14 protein-coding genes are annotated in these 16245 nt (G+C 65.5%); 11 read left to right on the top strand and 3 right to left on the bottom strand.

The features are described 5' to 3' along the window. Positions 1-273: 273 nt before the first annotated feature. The 11 genes from BI327_RS18840 (at position 274) to BI327_RS18790 (ending at position 12694) form a co-directional block, all read left to right on the top strand. Complete coding sequence (locus BI327_RS18840; protein ID WP_083742155.1) at positions 274-1386, top strand: polysaccharide biosynthesis/export family protein; 1113 nt, start codon at positions 274-276, stop codon at positions 1384-1386. Between the two features lie 31 nt (positions 1387-1417). Continuing rightward, positions 1418-2875 (top strand): O-antigen ligase family protein, encoded by a 1458-nt coding sequence (locus tag BI327_RS18835; RefSeq protein WP_083742154.1) that lies wholly within the window; start codon positions 1418-1420, stop codon positions 2873-2875. 107 nt (positions 2876-2982) lie between these two features. Continuing rightward, the gene (locus tag BI327_RS18830) at positions 2983-3621 is read left to right on the top strand and encodes a hypothetical protein (RefSeq protein WP_245334871.1); all 639 of its coding nucleotides are present in this window, start codon (positions 2983-2985) and stop codon (positions 3619-3621) included. A gap of 129 nt (positions 3622-3750) precedes the next feature. Next, on the top strand, positions 3751-6024 hold the full coding sequence (locus tag BI327_RS18825) for a polysaccharide biosynthesis tyrosine autokinase (protein WP_076862308.1): 2274 nt from the start codon (positions 3751-3753) through the stop codon (positions 6022-6024). Between the two features lie 13 nt (positions 6025-6037). Further along, positions 6038-6850: a hypothetical protein gene (locus BI327_RS18820; RefSeq protein WP_076863043.1), complete on the top strand. Its 813-nt coding sequence runs from the start codon at positions 6038-6040 to the stop codon at positions 6848-6850. Next, positions 6847-7602, top strand: a complete 756-nt coding sequence (locus BI327_RS18815; protein ID WP_076862307.1) for a class I SAM-dependent methyltransferase — start codon at positions 6847-6849, stop codon at positions 7600-7602. Before BI327_RS18820 ends, BI327_RS18815 begins: the two co-directional genes overlap by 4 nt. A gap of 3 nt (positions 7603-7605) precedes the next feature. Further along, entirely contained in the window at positions 7606-8721 is a 1116-nt protein-coding gene (locus tag BI327_RS18810) for a glycosyltransferase family 4 protein (RefSeq protein WP_076862306.1), read from the top strand. Next, entirely contained in the window at positions 8718-10010 is a 1293-nt protein-coding gene (locus tag BI327_RS18805) for an O-antigen ligase family protein (protein ID WP_076862305.1), read from the top strand. The genes BI327_RS18810 and BI327_RS18805 overlap by 4 nt, the downstream gene beginning before the upstream one ends. Next, a complete protein-coding gene (locus BI327_RS18800; RefSeq protein ID WP_076862304.1) occupies positions 10007-11326 on the top strand; it encodes a polysaccharide transporter in 1320 nt (439 codons plus the stop codon). The genes BI327_RS18805 and BI327_RS18800 overlap by 4 nt, the downstream gene beginning before the upstream one ends. Then, entirely contained in the window at positions 11323-11946 is a 624-nt protein-coding gene (locus tag BI327_RS18795; RefSeq protein WP_076862303.1) for a class I SAM-dependent methyltransferase, read from the top strand. Before BI327_RS18800 ends, BI327_RS18795 begins: the two co-directional genes overlap by 4 nt. Before the next feature lie 76 nt (positions 11947-12022). Then, positions 12023-12694 (top strand): class I SAM-dependent methyltransferase, encoded by a 672-nt coding sequence (locus BI327_RS18790; protein ID WP_076862302.1) that lies wholly within the window; start codon positions 12023-12025, stop codon positions 12692-12694. Between the two features lie 21 nt (positions 12695-12715). On the opposite strand, the gene BI327_RS18785 is transcribed toward BI327_RS18790, so the two are convergent. From BI327_RS18785 to BI327_RS18775, 3 genes are all read right to left on the bottom strand, one after another. Then, positions 12716-13435, bottom strand: coding sequence for a class I SAM-dependent methyltransferase (locus tag BI327_RS18785; protein ID WP_076863041.1), 720 nt, complete (start codon positions 13433-13435; stop codon positions 12716-12718). Between the two features lie 8 nt (positions 13436-13443). After that, a complete protein-coding gene (locus BI327_RS18780) occupies positions 13444-14754 on the bottom strand; it encodes a nucleotide sugar dehydrogenase (RefSeq protein WP_076862301.1) in 1311 nt (436 codons plus the stop codon). A 79-nt stretch (positions 14755-14833) separates the two neighbouring features. Continuing rightward, entirely contained in the window at positions 14834-16135 is a 1302-nt protein-coding gene (locus BI327_RS18775) for a glycosyltransferase family 4 protein (RefSeq protein WP_076862300.1), read from the bottom strand. Positions 16136-16245: the final 110 nt, after the last annotated feature.

The following is a 16245-nucleotide window of genomic DNA, read 5'->3' as shown; positions in this document are numbered from 1 at the left end:
CATCTCATTCACAGATAATCGGAACATCACACGAAATCAAAGCCGGAGTGACGTCGGGGCAGGGCCTTTATCTCACGGCGACGCGCCGGTGTCGCCGAATTGCCTCACCTTGCTAACATTCTCTATCAATTGCGCTGCAATATATCGTGGAACCTTGTGATTGTGATAATCGACGTGTTACGGCACGGCCGGAGTATTTGAATGTCGCGTGCGAATTTCATTCGGGTAATGTTATTGCTTGCGGCCGCCTGTTGGGTCGGCGGTTGCCATTACATGCCGACCAACGGCCCGACCAGTTCGGATGTCGTGGCCGGCCAGAAGGATCCCGAAAGCCTTCCCTACGCGATGGTCAAGATCACGCCGCAGGTCGAGAACGTGCTGGCGTCATTCGCGCCGCAGCTCGCCGGCGGCATTCAAGGCCCGCCGCCCAAGGACATCCATTTCGGCATCGGCGACGTCGTCAGCGTCACCATCTTCGAAGCCGCCGCCGGTGGTCTGTTCATTCCGGTCGAGGCCGGCGTGCGTCCCGGCAACTACATCACGTTGCCGAACCAGAACGTCGATACCGACGGCAACATCTCTGTGCCCTACGCCGGCGCGATCCGCGCCAAGAACCGCACGCCGACCGAGGTGCAGCGCTCGATCGTCGATGCGCTGAAGAACCGCGCGATCGAGCCGCAGGCCGTGGTCGCGCTGATCGAGCAGCGCACCTCGTTGATTTCCGTGCTCGGCGAGGTCAATACGCCGAACCGCTTCCCCGCCAATGCCGCGGGCGAGCGAGTGCTCGACTCGATCACGCGTGCCGGCGGCCCGAAAGGCCAGGGTTTTGACACCTGGGTGATGCTGGAGCGTGACGGCAAGCGCACCACCGTGCCGTTCGGCCAGCTGGTCTACGAGCCCAAGAGCAACATCTACGCGCATCCGGGCGACACCATCTATGTCTACCGCGAGCCGCAGACCTTCGTTGCGTTTGGCGCGTCCGGCGCGCAGGGCCAGTTCAATTTCGAGGCCTGGCGCATCTCGCTCGCCGAAGCCGTCGCCAAGGCCGGCGGCCTGAACGACTCCTCGGCCGATCCGGCCTCGGTGTTCGTCTATCGCGGCGAGCTGCCGGAAGTGGCCGCCAAGCTCGGCATCGACGTCAGCAAATTTGCAGGGCCGATCATCCCGGTCGTCTACAACATCAATTTCCGCGATCCGGCCGGCTATTTCCTGGCCACGCGTTTCCAGCTGCGCAACAAGGACGTGCTCTATGCATCGAACGCGGCATCCGTCGAGGACGCCAAGCTCATGCAGCAGATCCGCCTCGTGACCGCAACGGTGAACGATCCGATCGTGGCTGCCTACAACGCAACCTTACTTCGTAATTCGATCAAGCTTGCGCCCTGATATTGGGGCGTGAGCCGGCACGGCCGGCTTCATGACACCTCTGCGATTACCTTCCGGCTCCAGTGAGGCGACGGCATTGCCGTTGCCGGTGCGCTGGTCGTCGTGGCTGTTCTGCGCCGTGGTTGCGCTGGCGCCGCTGCCGCTCGGCTCGGTCGGCGTCATCGCACCCGCGATCTGGTCGATCCTGCTCGGGATCGCGCTGCTCGGGGTGTTGCCGATGCGCCTGCGCGGCAGCCAGCTCGCGATCCTCGCGGTGACGGCGCTCTTGACCGTGCTCGCCATGCTGGTGCTGCACGAGCAATCGGCGGTGCGACCCTGGTTGGGTGGGGCGCCGAACGCACTGTGGGCCGAGGCCGGCAAATTGCTGCCCGCCGAACTGCCACCGGCCGTGACGATCGCACGCAGTCAGCCGTTCTATTCCGCGGGTGTCGCGATCGCCTGCCTGCTCAGCTTTGCCATCGGCGTCGTGCTCGGTGCCAACCGCGCATTGGCGCGCGGGCTGTTGTGGGTGGTGGCCGTGGCCGGCCTTGTCTATGCGATCTCTGGCATCGTCACCTTCGCGATCGATCCCGCCCGGATCTATCTGCTTCACGAGAAGCAGGCGCATCTGGAGTGGCTGACGTCTCCCTTCGTCAATCGCAACACGGCGGGCATCTATTATGGCTGCTGTGCCCTGATCTGGCTGTTGTTCGGCTGCGAACTGATCGAGTGGCGTTGGCCGTCGCGCCGTGTCAGCCTGCCACGCCTGCTGGCGCGCCTCGACATGCCGGCACGGCGCCGGCTTGCCGGTCATGCATTCGGCTGGCTCACTTGCCTGCTGGCGATGTTTCTGACCGGATCGCGCGGCGGCGTTGGAATCTCGCTGCTCGCCGCGGTCGCAGCTGGTGCGATCTTCTTCCGCAAGCGGATGCCGCGCCGCTACGGCTTGATCGTGGCGCTCGGTGTCGGCAGCCTGGTCGCGCTGGCGCTGCTGCAACTCCTCGGCGGGGGCGTCGGCGCGCGTTTCAGCGCGATGGGGCTGTCGGACGAAGGCCGGTTCTCGACCTATCGCGCGACGTTGCGGATGATCTGGGATCACCCCTGGCTCGGCGACGGTTTTGGGACCTTCGAGTGGGTTTATCCGGCGTATCGGACCGACGACATCTCGCTGCGCGGGACCTGGAACCGGGCGCACAACAGCTGGCTCGAACTGGCGTCCGACGGCGGAATGTTAATGGCCGGCGCCGTCATGATCGCGCTGCTCGCAGCCTTCGGCGTGCTCGCGCATGGCGTGCGGACCCGCCGCCGCGACGTCATCGTGCCGCTCGCGGCGCTGTGCGCATCGGTCGCCGGCGCCCTGCATTCGATGATCGATTTCTCGCTCCAGATCACCGGCTACGCCGTTGTTATCGCGGCCTTGCTCGGGACGGGGCTGTCACAATCCTTCCGCTCCGGCGGAGCCGCCGGCACCGGGAGTGACGCCAGTGTTACGGCCGGACCCGCCGGTTAACGTTGATTTTGCGCGCCGCGCCCGGGGCGCCGCCGGGCAGGGGTTTTAATTGGCGCGATAACTCTGACTATGCTAACGAACTGTTAGTATTCGTTAGGGAGATAGCTGTGTTCACATTTGAGCGTTCCGGCGGTTTTTCCGCTCCGCGTCTGGCGGTGTTGGCGGTGTTGGCACTCGCTGCGCCCGGCGGCGCGGCGTTGGCGCAAACGTCTGGCGGGCTGATCCAGCTCTCGCAGGCGGTGACCAATTTCAAGGCCAACCCGGAGCAGTTGCTGAGCCAGTATCCGAATGCGGGCGTGGAATTGACCTCGCGGGCGCGCGACTTCGCGCTCAACGATCCGACCGCACTCGATCCGCTCATTGCGCTGCTTGCCAAGGCAAGCAAGGACCAGAAGACCGCGATCGCCGCCGGTCTCGCCCAGGCCGCGCGCATCGTGGTGCGCAGCAATCAAGCTTACGCGACGCGCATCCAGCAGGCGATTGCCGACACCAAGGATCTCGACACCGTGATGGCGTTTGCCGCCGCGTCGGGTGATACCGGCACCGCCGCGACCGGCGCCGGCGGCGCGGGCAGTGCCGGCGCATCCGGCGGCCAGACCAGCGCGCTCGGCGCCAATGGCGCAGGCGGCGGCGCGCTCGAAGCCATCAACGGCAACAGCGTGAACACTGGCATTTTCAGCTTCACCTCATCGGTCACTGGATCCGGCAACGGCACCACCACGCTTCTCACAACAGTTACTCCCTGAGCGGGCGTCCGATCGCCGATGGAGAACTCTCTGCAGCAACGCGCTTCGGTGTCGGCGGCGGGACGCATCCGAGGATCATTGGAGGGCGCGAGGGCAGGATCGATCCTGCCGGCGCGGCGATAGGACGAGATGCTTCAGCGCAACCAGATTTCGCCGTCTGTCGATCTGAGAAATCGTCCGGCCGAATTGCCGTCGCTGGCGGAAACCTTCGACGCCTTCGTCACCTATCTGCTCCGGCAGTATTGGGTCATCCTCGGCACCGCCGGGCTCTGCCTGTTCGGCGGCATCTGCTACCTCGCGACGGCGGCGCCGAGCTATACTGCGCTCGCCACGATGATCATCGACACCCGCAAATTCCAGGCCTTCCAGCAGCAATCGCCGGCGAGCGAGGCGCCGGTCGATTCCGCCGCGGTCGAGAGTCAGGTCGAAATCCTGAAGTCGGAGAATGTGGCGCTCGCGGTGATTCGCGAGCTCAAGCTCAACGAGGATCCGGAATTCATCGGCTCCAAGGCCGGCGCGGCGGGAGCGGTGCTTGATTTCGTGACCGGCCTGTTTGCCGGCAGCGCGCCGCCCAATGAGTTCGACCGGACACGGCGCGCGGTCCGCACCTTCCAGAAGCAGCTCGACGTCCGCCGCCGCGGCATGACCTATGTGATCGAGGTCAGCTTCCGCTCGCTCGATCCGGAGCGCGCGGCGCAGATCGCCAACGCCGTCGCCGACGCCTACATCGTCGACCAGCTCGATTCCAAGTATCAGGCGACGCGCCGCGCCAGCGTCTGGCTGCAGGACCGCATCCAGGAGCTGCGCACGCAGGCATCCAATGCCGAGCGCGCCGTGCTCGACTACAAGAAGACCAACAACATCGTCACCTCGAGCGGCAAGCTGCTCAACGAGCAGCAGCTCGGCGAGCTCAACACGCAGCTCGTCCATGTGAAGTCGCAGGTCACCGACGCCAAGGCCAAGCTCGACCGCATCGACGCGGTGGTGAAAGGCGGCGTCCCCGATGCGGCGGTCGCCGATTCCCTGAATAACCAGGTCATCACCAAGCTGCGCTCGCAATATCTCGAGCTCGCCAACCGCGAGGCCGACTGGTCGTCGCGCTACGGCTACAACCACCTGGCCGCCGTCAATCTGCGCAACCAGATGCGCGAGATCCAGTCGTCGATCATGGATGAGCTGAAGCGGCTCGCCGAAAGCTACAAGAGCGACTATGCGATCGCCCTGCAGCGCCAGACCGAGATCGAGCGCGCCGTCAACGACTCGGTGTCGCAGTCGCAGTCGACCAACCAGGCGCAGGTCACGCTGCGCGAGCTCGAGAGCTCGGCTCAGACCTATCGCTCGCTCTATGACAACTTCCTGCAGCGCTACATGGAAAACGTGCAGCAGCAGTCCTTCCCGGTCAGCGAGGCGCGGGTGATCACCCGTGCCTCGCGTCCGCTCGGCAAGAGCCACCCGCAGACCTTCGTCGTGCTCGCGCTCTCGGCGCTCGGCGGATTGATCGCGGGGCTTGGGCTCGGCGTGTTGCGCGACCTCTATGACCGGGTGTTCCGCACGGCTGAGATGGTCGAGACCATCCTCGACGCCGATTGCGTCGCGATCGTCCCGCGGGTCTCGCCGAGCCAGCTCAAGGCGCCGGTCGCCGGTCGTCCCAATCTGCCGGTCGGCCCGCGCACCATCCGGCGCGGCGACGAGCCGGTGCTGTGGGCGGCGATCGATTCGCCGTTCTCGCGGTTCTCGGAAGCGATCCGCTCGATCAAGGTCAATGCCGACCTCAACGTCACCAAGCCGTCGAAGATCCTCGGCCTGACCTCGGCGCTGCCCAACGAGGGCAAGTCGACGCTGGCTTTCGTGTTCGCGCAACTGGTCGCCCAAAGCGGGGCGCGGGTGCTGCTGGTCGATTGCGACCTGCGCAATCCCTCGCTGAGCCGCAAGGTCGCAGCGAATGCGGAGCGCGGCATTCTCGACGTGTTGTCGAACAATGCGACCTTGCAGGACACGCTGTGGCGCGATCCCGAGACCGGCCTTGCCTTCCTGCCCGGCGCCACGCGCTCGCGCATCGCGCATTCACACGATGTGCTGGCCTCCGACCAGATGAAGGATTTCATCGATGGCGCCCGCAGCCAGTATGATTATGTGATCGTCGATTTCCCGCCGCTGACGCCGGTGGTCGATGTGCGCATCACCGCGCACTTCGTCGATTCCTTCGTCTTCATCGTGGAGTGGGGCAAGACCCAGGTGCAGGTGGTCGAGCGCGCGCTGCGCAGCGCGCGTGCGGTCAACGAGAACCTGCTCGGCGTCGTGCTCAACAAGGCCGATATTGCCGCGATGAGCCGCTATAGCGGCTATGGCGGCAAGAACTACTATTACAACTCGCATTATGGGCGATATGGCTACACCGAGTGAGATGCGCGGTGGAATGCCCCGGCGCGCCGCCGCCTGGCTTGCGCGCGGCTTCCTGGCCGCGGTCGCGGGCTCGTCGGTCGCATGGGGTGCGACCAGCTTGCCTGACTTTGTCGACCAGACCCGGCTCGGTGGCGCCAGCGACCTGATCCTGCGCAACGTCCCGGTCAGCGACGCCGAGCTCGGCGACCTCGCGCCGCTGCTGGCGCGCGCCGCGGCGCGATCGGATTGCATGCCGGCGATCGATCGCAGCGCGGCGGTGATCCGGCTGCGCCTTGCCGAAAATGCGCTCGCATCCGGCGATCAGGTCGACGCCCGGATGGGCGAGCTCGACGCTTCTGTCCGCAAGTCGCTCGGCTGCGCGCCGTCCGATCCCTACCTCTGGCTCGTGCTGTTCTGGCTTCGCAACACCAGGCAGGGCCTGAGCGACGGCAATTTCGACCTGCTGCGGATGTCGTACCGGCTCGGACCGAATGAGGGCTGGATTGTCGTCAAGCGCAGCGCCATGGCGCTCGCAATGTTCGATGCCCTGCCGCCCGACCTTTCCGCCGAGGTCGTTGCCGAGTTCGCGCGTCTCATAAAGACCGAGCTGTACACCGAGGCGATCGATCTCCTGAAGGGACCGGGCTGGGCGCACCGGGACAGGCTGCTGGCCGGCCTTGCTGCCGTTCCGCAGCGGAACGTCGACATCCTGACCCGGACCATGGCCGACATCGGATACGACCTCGATCGCCGCTCGCCGGCTGAGCGACGCAATCTGGAGCGCAAATCGAACGACCGCTTCGACGAGTTTCCCCGAATGCCGCCCGAGGCGAGGGCCAGGCCATGACGATGGAATTCAGCGTCGGACAGCACAACGCGCATTACGAGGGCGTCTATTCGGCGCAGGAGCGCGGCTGGCGCCGCGTCTGCGCGGTCGACAAGGCCGACCATATCGCCGGCCTGCTCGGTGCCTCCGCCGCCGGGATCGGCAATGTGCTCGAGGTCGGCTGCGGCACCGGCGCGGTGCTGGCACGGCTGTCGGCGATCGGGATCGGCCGCGACTTCACCGGCATCGACGTCATCGATCCCGCGACCAATCTGGAGACCGACGGCGCCGCGACGGCTCCGTTCCACTGGTCCAGCTATGATGGTGCGACGATCCCGTTCGCCGACGGATCGTTCGACCTCGTCTATGCCAGCCACGTGCTTGAGCACGTGCCCGAACCGCGCGCATTCCTGCGCGAGCTCGCCCGGGTGGCGCGAAGCTTCATCTATGTCGAGGTGCCGTGCGAGCTGCACGCGCGAACCAATCGCCGGGCGTTGCAATCGACGCTCGACATCGGCCACATCAATTTCTACACGCCCGATACCTTCCGCCTGGTGCTGGAGACCGCGGGGCTCCAGGTCGCGGGCTTCGGCACCTGGGACCACAGCCTGCCGGTGCACGCATTCCATTCTTCGCATCTGAAGGGGCTCGCGAAGAGCATCGTGCGGAAGTCGCTGCTGTCGGTCGGCCCGGCGTTCGCGACCCGGCTTGCGACCTATCATTGCGGGGCGCTCTGCCGGCGCGACGAGGCGCCGCCGCCGCGGGACCGATGAGCCATGGCGCCGCGCGTGGTCGTCTTCAACAACATGATCACACCCTACACCAACCGGCTCTACAATGAGCTGGTTGACCGTGGGCTGGATCTCGCCGTGCTGTCCTGCACGGCGCAGGAGGCCGATCGCTTCTGGGCCGGCTCGTTCGCGCCGCGCTACACGACGCGCACGGTGCCGGGCGTCTCGATCCCGCTGTCGCGGTCGCGTCACACCCATCTCAATATCGGGATCGGCCGCGCCTTGAACGCGCTCGCGCCTGATCTGCTGTTCGTCAACGGGCTTTACCCCTCGATGCTGGCCGGCGCGGCATGGGCGCGCGCCAACGGCAAGGCGCTTGCGCTGACGATCGACGGCTGGCGCGAGACGATGCCCGATACCGCCTACCATCGGCTGGCGCGGCCATGGCTGCTGCGCCAGTGCGACGCGGTCGTGTGCTGTAGCGACAAGGGCAGGGACTACTTCCGAGATCAGGGCGTTCGCGACGACGACCTGTTCGTGGTGCCGCTGGTGCCGGCATGGGATCCGCCGCCGTCGATGCCTGCATTCCACGATCGTCCGTTTCACCTGCTCTGGTGCGCCCGCATCAACGATGACGCCAAGAACGCGATCTTCTTCGAGAACGCGGCCATCGCGCTTGGCCGGATCGTGCCTGGCCTGAAGGTGCGCGTGGTCGGGGCGGGTGCCGCCGAGCAGCGCATGCTGGCGCGGCTTGGAGAGGCCGGCATCGAGGTCAGCCACGACAGCTATGTGCCGTGGCAGGCGATCTCGCAGGTCTACCTGCAATCGCGGCTGCTGCTATTGCCCTCGCTGCTGGAGCCGTGGGGGCTGGTGTGCAACGAGGCCCTGCAATGCGGAGTGCCCTGCCTGGTGTCGCCCCATGTCGGGGCAGGCGGCGAGTTGGTGCGCGACCATGAGAATGGCCATGTTTGCGCGCTCGATGAACAGATCTGGGTCGACGCGGCGCGCGGCCTGCTCGAGGATCCCGCGCGCTGGCAGGCGATGTCGCTGCAGGCCCGGCACAGTGTACCAAGCGATGCGCTTGACGACGCCGCGGCACGCTTCACGGCTGCGGTCGATCATCTCATGTCGGCGCCGGCCCGGCAGGAAGCGGTGCCATGATCGGCAAATGGTGGCTGCGCACTGATGTCTTCCTGCACGCCTATCTGGTGATGGTGCTCGGCTGCATCTATTTCCTGTTCAATTTCATCGAGGGGATCTCGTTCGCCGAACGGGCCGGCGAGTCCACGCTGTTCCGCGCCGCGTGGCTGCTGCTCTACATCCTGCTGATGCTGCACATTGCGGTCGATCGGAAGCGCTTCGGCCTGCTGATGCTGCAATCGCATCTCTATCTGACGTTCATCGCCTTCGCGGGCGTGTCGCTGGCATTGAGTGCCGACCCCGCCGGCTCCTCGATCAAGTTCGCGATGTATCTGCTGACCACGATGTTCTCGGCGTGGGTCGTGATCAGCTGTCCCGTTGATCGTCTCATCGACACCCTGTTCCGGATTGGAATCGTGGTGCTGATCGTTCACGTCCTGCTGTTTCCGGTGATCGGCTCGCAATGGGACTACGACCCGCTGCACCGGCCGACGGTGCTCGGCACCCAGGCCTATGCCGGCGTGTTCGGCCACAAGAACCTGGCGGGTGCCTTCTTCGGGCTGATGGTGCTGATCTGCTTTGTTCGCATGCTGGCGGGGCCGCGCAAGCAAGTCGGCTGGTCTGTGCTGCTGATGGGATGTCATCTGTTTGCGCTCGCGGCGGCCGGCGCAGCGGGACCGCTGATCAGCATGCTGACGGCGCTTGCCGTGACCTTCGGGCTGCTGCTGGTGGTGCTCGGGCACAGGGGCGCTGCCGCGATCTACTGGCTCGGCCTCGCCTTTGTCGCGCTCGTGGTGTTCGCCGTGCCGAGCGACGAGTTGTATGGATTGGTCGGCCGCAGCGGAAACCTGACCGGGCGCTCGTTCCTGTGGTCGGTCTGGCCGTACTTCTTCTGGCAACATCCCTGGCTCGGCTACGGTTTCTCGGGGTTCTTCAACGAGCTGCCGAACTCGCCTGCGAATGAGCTGACCAGCATGGCGCCCTGGAATACCGAGTTCGGCTCGTTCGAGAATTCCTATCTCGACGCCTTTCTCCAGTTCGGTCTGCTCGGCGGCGCGCTCTATATCCTGCTGCTGGCGCGCGCGCTGTGGAACACCATCGTCTTCACGTTCGAGCGGCGAGGGATGTACTGGCTGGCGCCGTTTGCGATGTTGCTGTTCGTGGCGATCGCGTCCGCCAACGACTCGAGCCAGCTGCTGCACAATTATTTCGGCTGCGTGCTGGTGTTCTGGTGCTATTTCGGCCCGGAGGCCAGGCTGCAAGCGGCGCCGCGGCGGGCGTTCACCAGACTGCGTGTGAGTGAGGCGTGAGTGCGTTGACCGACAGGTTGGATCGTGTGGCGGCCCAGACGGGGCTCGCCGGGGCCGTGAGCGGAATGCTCCGCCGGCTGCGGCGCGCCGGGGGCAATGTCGCGCTCGGCCTGATCGACCAGGCGCTGCTCAGCGGCTCCGCCTTCGTGCTGACGATCGTGCTCGCCAATGTGCTCGACATCAATTCGTTCGGCCGGTTCAGCGTCGCCTGGTCGTTCTCGATCCTGATCGAGGCGGTGTTCCTGCGCGGCCTGTTCGACGACGGCCTGCCGGCGACCGCGCATCGCATCCCGAGATCGCTGTGGCCGCAATTGCGGCTTGGTCTCTATCTGTCGTCGCTGCTCATTTCGGCCGCGCTTGGCCTGCTGCTGGTGATCGCGGGCCTTGTGATCGCGGCCGTCGGCGGGGACGCCGGTGGGCTCGTGATCGCAACCGGGCTCGCGATCCCGGCGGTTCGGCTGCAGAGCATGTTCCGCCGCATCTGCTATCTCGACGGGCGGCTGCCGCGCGCGGTGGCGTCCTCGCTGACTTATTGCGTGGCGCTTGTCGCCTCGGCCGGACTGATGATCGCCCTCAAGCTCGCGGGCGCCGCGGCGGCGATGGCCTGCATCGCGATCTCGGCGGCGATAGCCGCGAGCCTGCTGCTGGCCCACACGCGCGAGCTGGCGTGGCCGCAAGCCAGGATCTTCCGCGGCTCGCTGCGGCGGCTGTTCCGGAACGGCCGCTGGTTCGTCGCCACCTCGCTCACCTACTGGATCGGCAGCATCGGGCTGATCCCGGTGTGCGGGCTGCTGATCGGGCTGGACGCGAGCGCCTCGCTGCGGATCCTGCTGCTGGTGTTTGCACCGCTGAGCCAATTCTGCGCGACGATGTTCTCGGTCCGCCTGCCGGAAATCGCCGCCGAGCTGCGCGCCGGCCGGCGCGACGCAGTCGCCGCCGCCGCGCGCGAAAACGCCCTGCTGCTCGGCTCGATCGCGGCAGCCTATGGTGCTGCGGTCGTGCTGCTCGGCCAGCGCATTCTCGCGCTTGTCATCCACGGTCGGACCTATGAGATCGGCAGCGGCAGCCCCGCTCTGATGGGCGCTGCGATGGCGCTCGACGCGGTGTGGCTCGGCCTCGCGCTGCCGCTGTTTGCGACCGGCAAGCCGCAGCGGTTCATGCTGAGCCGGATCGCCGGCCTCGTTGCGCTGTGCTGCGTCCTGCCGTTCGCGGCGCCGGCCTGGCAGGTGACCGGCGCGGTCGCGGCGATGGTCGCCTCCAGCGCGGCGTCGGTGATCACAGTTGTGCTGACCAATTCGGTGCGGGAGCGGACATGACCGACGCGCGCGGCTCTCAGCTCCAGCGGCTGCATATCGGGGCCTTCAATTGCGGCATCGAAGGCTGGATCAATACCGACATCACGATGCATTTGTGGATTGCGCGGGTGCCGTTCGCGGCAAAGGCGTTGCATCTCGCCGGCCTCTTGAGCGATGCCCGCTATGCCGAGCATCGCCAGGGCAGGTTTGCCGGGCTCCGCCACATGGACCTGACCAGGCCGCTGCCGTTCGCGGATGGCAGCCTTTCGGCGGTGTTCAGTGCGCATGTGTTCGAGCATCTGTTTCCCGACGAGGTCGAGCGGCTGGCGCGCGAGATCGCGCGGGTGCTGGCGCCCGGTGGGGTGTGCCGCATCGCCGTCCCCGACATGGAGCGGATCGTCGCGCTCTATGATCCCGCCGCGCCGCACGCCTTCCTCAGGGGCGTGTTCGAGATCGAGCGCCGCAAGGAGGCCGCCTTCGCGCATCATTGGGGCTTCACCCGTGCCTCGCTCGCAACGTTGTTCCGCGACGCGGGGTGTTCAGAGACCCATACACGGGCCTTTCGCGAGGGCGTCTGTCCCGACATCGACCGGCTCGACAACCGGCCGGACGAGTCGATCTTCTTCGAGGCGATCAAGTGAGTAAATCGATGCAAGGTTGCGTGAAGGATTGTGCGCGCCGTGCTAGGTCGAACGGACCGGTAGCAGGAGACTGACAGTGCTGGGCGCCATCCAGGCCCGATTTTCCAGTGCGGCACGCCAGCGGCGCGGCGAGTTCCTCGTCCGCACCGTGAACCTGCCGCTGAATGCAAAAATCCTCGATCTGGGCGGCGGCACCGGCCGGCACATCCGCGCGATCCTGCCGCGCCATGCCGACATCACGGTCTGCGACATCTCGGCCGACGATCTGAAGGCCGCGCGCGAGCGCTTCGGGTTCAAGACGGTGCTGCTGCAGGAAACCGAGCGTCTGCCGTTCGACGATCAGGCGTTCGACTTCTGCTTCTGCTCATCGGTGATCGAGCATGTCACCGGGCCGAAGCAGGACGTCGTGACGATCGACAGCGACGCGGCGTTCCACAGTATCGCGCGCGAGCACCAGAACCGCTTTGCAAGCGAGATCGCGCGGGTCGCGAAGTCCTTCTACGTGCAGACGCCGTACCGCTACTTCCCGATCGAGAGCCATACCTGGCTGCCCGGCATCATCGTGCTGTTGCCGAGGCGGCTGCAAATCTCACTGATCGAGGTCTTCAACCGCTTCTGGTTCAAGCGGACTGCGCCCGACTGGCATCTGTTCGACTGGGGCGAGATGACGGAGACGTTTCCGGACGCGAAAATCTATCGCGAACGCTATCTCGGCATGACCAAATCGCTGATGGCGATCAAGGCCTGAGGCCGGCATTGGCCTGCCGCGTCAATCGCCGCGCCGCGCGAGGATATTGATCAGCGTGCCCAGCGCAGGCCGGCGATCGAGCGCCGGCGGCAGCGGAGAGCCGGCGAAGCTCGTGCCCAGCATCGTGAAGCCATGTTGCCGCAGCAGGCCCTGCATCGTGGCCGGCGAGGCGTCGAATTTGGAGAAGGCGAGGTAGCGGAACAGCGGCCGCGCCGACAGGCGCGAAGAGGCCGCATGGGCGAGCTTGTAACCCTGGCGCAGCAGTGATCCGCGGTTGGGGATCGAGACCAGCAACAGGCCGCCGGGGCTGAGCACGCGATGGATCTGGGCGAGGCATTGCGCCACGTCGGGGACATATTCCAGCACGCTGGCGCACAGCACGCCGTCGAAGGATCGATCGGCAAATGGCAGGTTTGCGATGGTCGGGATCTGCTGGAATGTGAGCCGTTCGGCCAGCAGACTGTCGGCAAGGCCGCTGCGTGCAGTCACGATCATCTCCGACGAGGCGTCGACGCCGGTCACGTCGCAGCCGCGTGCGGCGAGCAGGCGGGAGAGCGTTCCGGTGCCGCAACCTGCATCCAGCCAGCGCTGCCCGCTGAGGTCCGCGTTGCCGAGCAGGCCGAACATCGCGGCCGTGCGCGCCTTGAAGGTGCGGCTCCGATGCAGCGTCTCCCACTCCGACGAAATCTCGTCGTGGAAGCGGATTTCGGGTCGGTCGCGGGTCTCGGCCATGACGGCCATGGTCATCCCTACCAGTGGAAGCCGCTCACTCTGGCGCTGACTTCATCGGGCAGTCCGATATCCGACAGTTCGAGCACGATCTGGTCGGGGCGGGTTGCCGTCAGCGCCGTAACGAAACGCGGATCGGCCGTCGTCAGCACGATGATGTCGGCCCATTCGATCGTCGCCGTCACATCGTCATGCAGCAGGCCGACCAGCTCCGGGTTGCGCATCATGAAGTCCCGGTTGGCGCCGATCAGTTGCGACAGCTGCACATTGGGGTCGTAGATCCGGATCTCGCGCTGCTCGCCGCGCAAGCTCTTGACCAGCTCAACGAACGGGCTTTCGCGGACATCGTCGGTGCCGGCCTTGAAGCTGATGCCGAGGAAGGCGATGCGGCGGCCGTCATGCGACAGGATCCAGTCGGCGCCGCGCGACATGATCATGTCGTTGCTCGGCAGGATGCTTTCCAGCACCGGCGTCGACAGTCCACGGCTATGCGCGAGGTGCTTGAGCGCCTTGACGTCCTTCGGCAGGCACGAGCCGCCGAAGGCAAAACCGGGCCGCAAATAGGCCGGCGAGATGTTGAGCCGCGTATCCTGCATGAAGATGTTCATGACGTCGCGGCCGTCGATGCCGAGCGTCTTCGCGATGGTGCCGATCTCGTTGGCGAAGGAGACCTTCAGCGCATGCCAGCTGTTGTCGACATACTTGGCGAGTTCCGCGGTCTCGACCGGCGGGGTGATCTTGGCGCCGGGCAGATCCTTGTAGAGCGCCATGACGCGGTCGGCGGTTTCCTGGTTGAAGGCGCCGACCACGGTCTTGGACGGCGCGTTGAAGTCCGCAATCGCTGAGCCTTCGCGCAGGAATTCGGGATTGAAGGCGAGGTCGAAATCGCGTCCGATCCTGTTGCCGGAGGCTTCCTCGATCAGCGGCCCGACGGTGCCGCGGGTGGTGCCGGGCAGCACGGTGGAGCGGATCGTCACGGTATGCGGCGCGTTCTTCGCGCGCAGCCCGCGGCCGATCTCGATCGCGACCTGCCGGATCGCGGTCAGGTCGAGGTTGCCATTACCTGATGACGGCGTGCCGACGCAGACCATCGATATGTCGCTGTTGACGATCGCCTCGGTGGCGTCGGTGGTCGCGGTCAGCTGGCCCGTTGCCACCGCGCGCGCCACCTTGTCCGAGATGCCGGGCTCGATGACCGGCGATCGGCCTTCGCGGATCAGGTCGACCTTCGCGACGCTCTTGTCGACGCCGATGATCTGGTGGCCGAGCTCGGTGAAGCAGGCCGCGCACACCGTTCCGACGTAGCCGAGGCCGAAAATGCTGACGTTCATGCTTCGACCTTCAACAATCCAGGAACGTGCGCGCGGCCGCAGCCGCGTCGCGCTTGACGAGAGTGAGGCGGCAGGGTGTTCAACGCGATGCCCGCCCGGCGGCCGCATTGGCGTTGATGCCGGAGGACTGCGAGGCTGGCCGCTCGGCGGTGGCGTTCACGCGGCTCTGCGAGGGGAGCTTTCTCGCGAACAGCGCCTCATACGCGGCGAGCAGCTTCGGCTCCTCATGGGTCCAGGACAATGCGCGCTCGACGCGGCTGCGGCCAAAGGCGCCCATCGTCTGACGCAGCGCCGGATCATCGATCAACGTAATGATCTTGCTGGCGAAATCCTTCGGGTCGTTCTTCGCCGCATAGAGCGAGGCGTCGAGCGCGGAGCGCCGGCCTTCGCGCACGTCGAACTGCACGATCGGCCGTCCGAGCGCCATGTACTCCATGATCTTGTTCATGGTGGAGATGTCGTTCATCGGCGTGACGCGGTCCGGATTGACACAAACATCGGCGGTCGAGAGCATCGTGAACAGGGCGTCATCGGCGACAGCGCCGGTGAAGTTCACATAGTCGGAGAGCCGCATCTCCTCGCACAGCTTGACGACGGCATTCCATTCCGGGCCGGTGCCGGCGATGTTGAACTGGATGTCGGTGCGTCCGAGATCGTGGACGATGTGGCCGATCGACTGCAGCAGGAGATCGATGCCCTCCGACTGGCCGATCACGCCGACATAGCCGACGCTGTAGCGCCGGCCACGGCGCCAGGCCGGATCGGCCGGACGCGAGCGCACGCGGTCGAGATTGGGGCCGGAGCGCACCACGAAGACGCGATTGGTCGGCATGCGGCCGCGCGCGATCGCGATCTCGCGATAGGACTCGTTGGTCGCGATCGAGATGCTTGCGGTCTTGAAGGTGAGATACTCGACCAGCCGCAGCAGATGCCAGAAAATGTCCTTGCGGCCGAATTTGGCTTCATAGAGCTCGGGATTGACGTCGTGATGATCGAACACGAAGCGCTTGCCGCCGAGCTTGAACAGGAGACCGATCAGGAAGATCAGGTCGGGCGGATTGCAGCCCTGGATCACGTCGAAGCCGTGCTTCCACGCGACTTTCATCGCAAGCCACGTTTCCCAGAACAGCGCGACCGGATATTCGATCAGATAGGCGGCGATCCCGCGCGCCTCCACCGGCATCGGATGGCGATAAATGTGAATGCCCTCGAGGCATTCGTAGGATTCGTTATGACCGCGTCCCTTCGGACAGATCACGGAAACTTCGTAGCCCGCCTTGCGCAGCGACGTTGCTTCGCACCACACCCTGCGATCGAAAGGAACCGGAAGGTTCTCGACGATGATCAGGATCCGCCGCGGTGATGGTTCAGCTCTCGACATCTGCGATGATCTATACCATTGACCTAACAACATCACAATCCGACTAACATCGGCATTAACATGCGCGGCTTCCATTATGCAATCCCGGCACCGATGTGACGGCGACGAGA

The organism is Bradyrhizobium mercantei, from assembly GCF_001982635.1.
Classification (GTDB): Bacteria; Pseudomonadota; Alphaproteobacteria; order Rhizobiales; family Xanthobacteraceae; genus Bradyrhizobium; species Bradyrhizobium mercantei.
The sequence above is the reverse complement of the archived record's forward strand: the minus strand, read 5'-3'. Positions and strand labels throughout refer to the sequence as shown.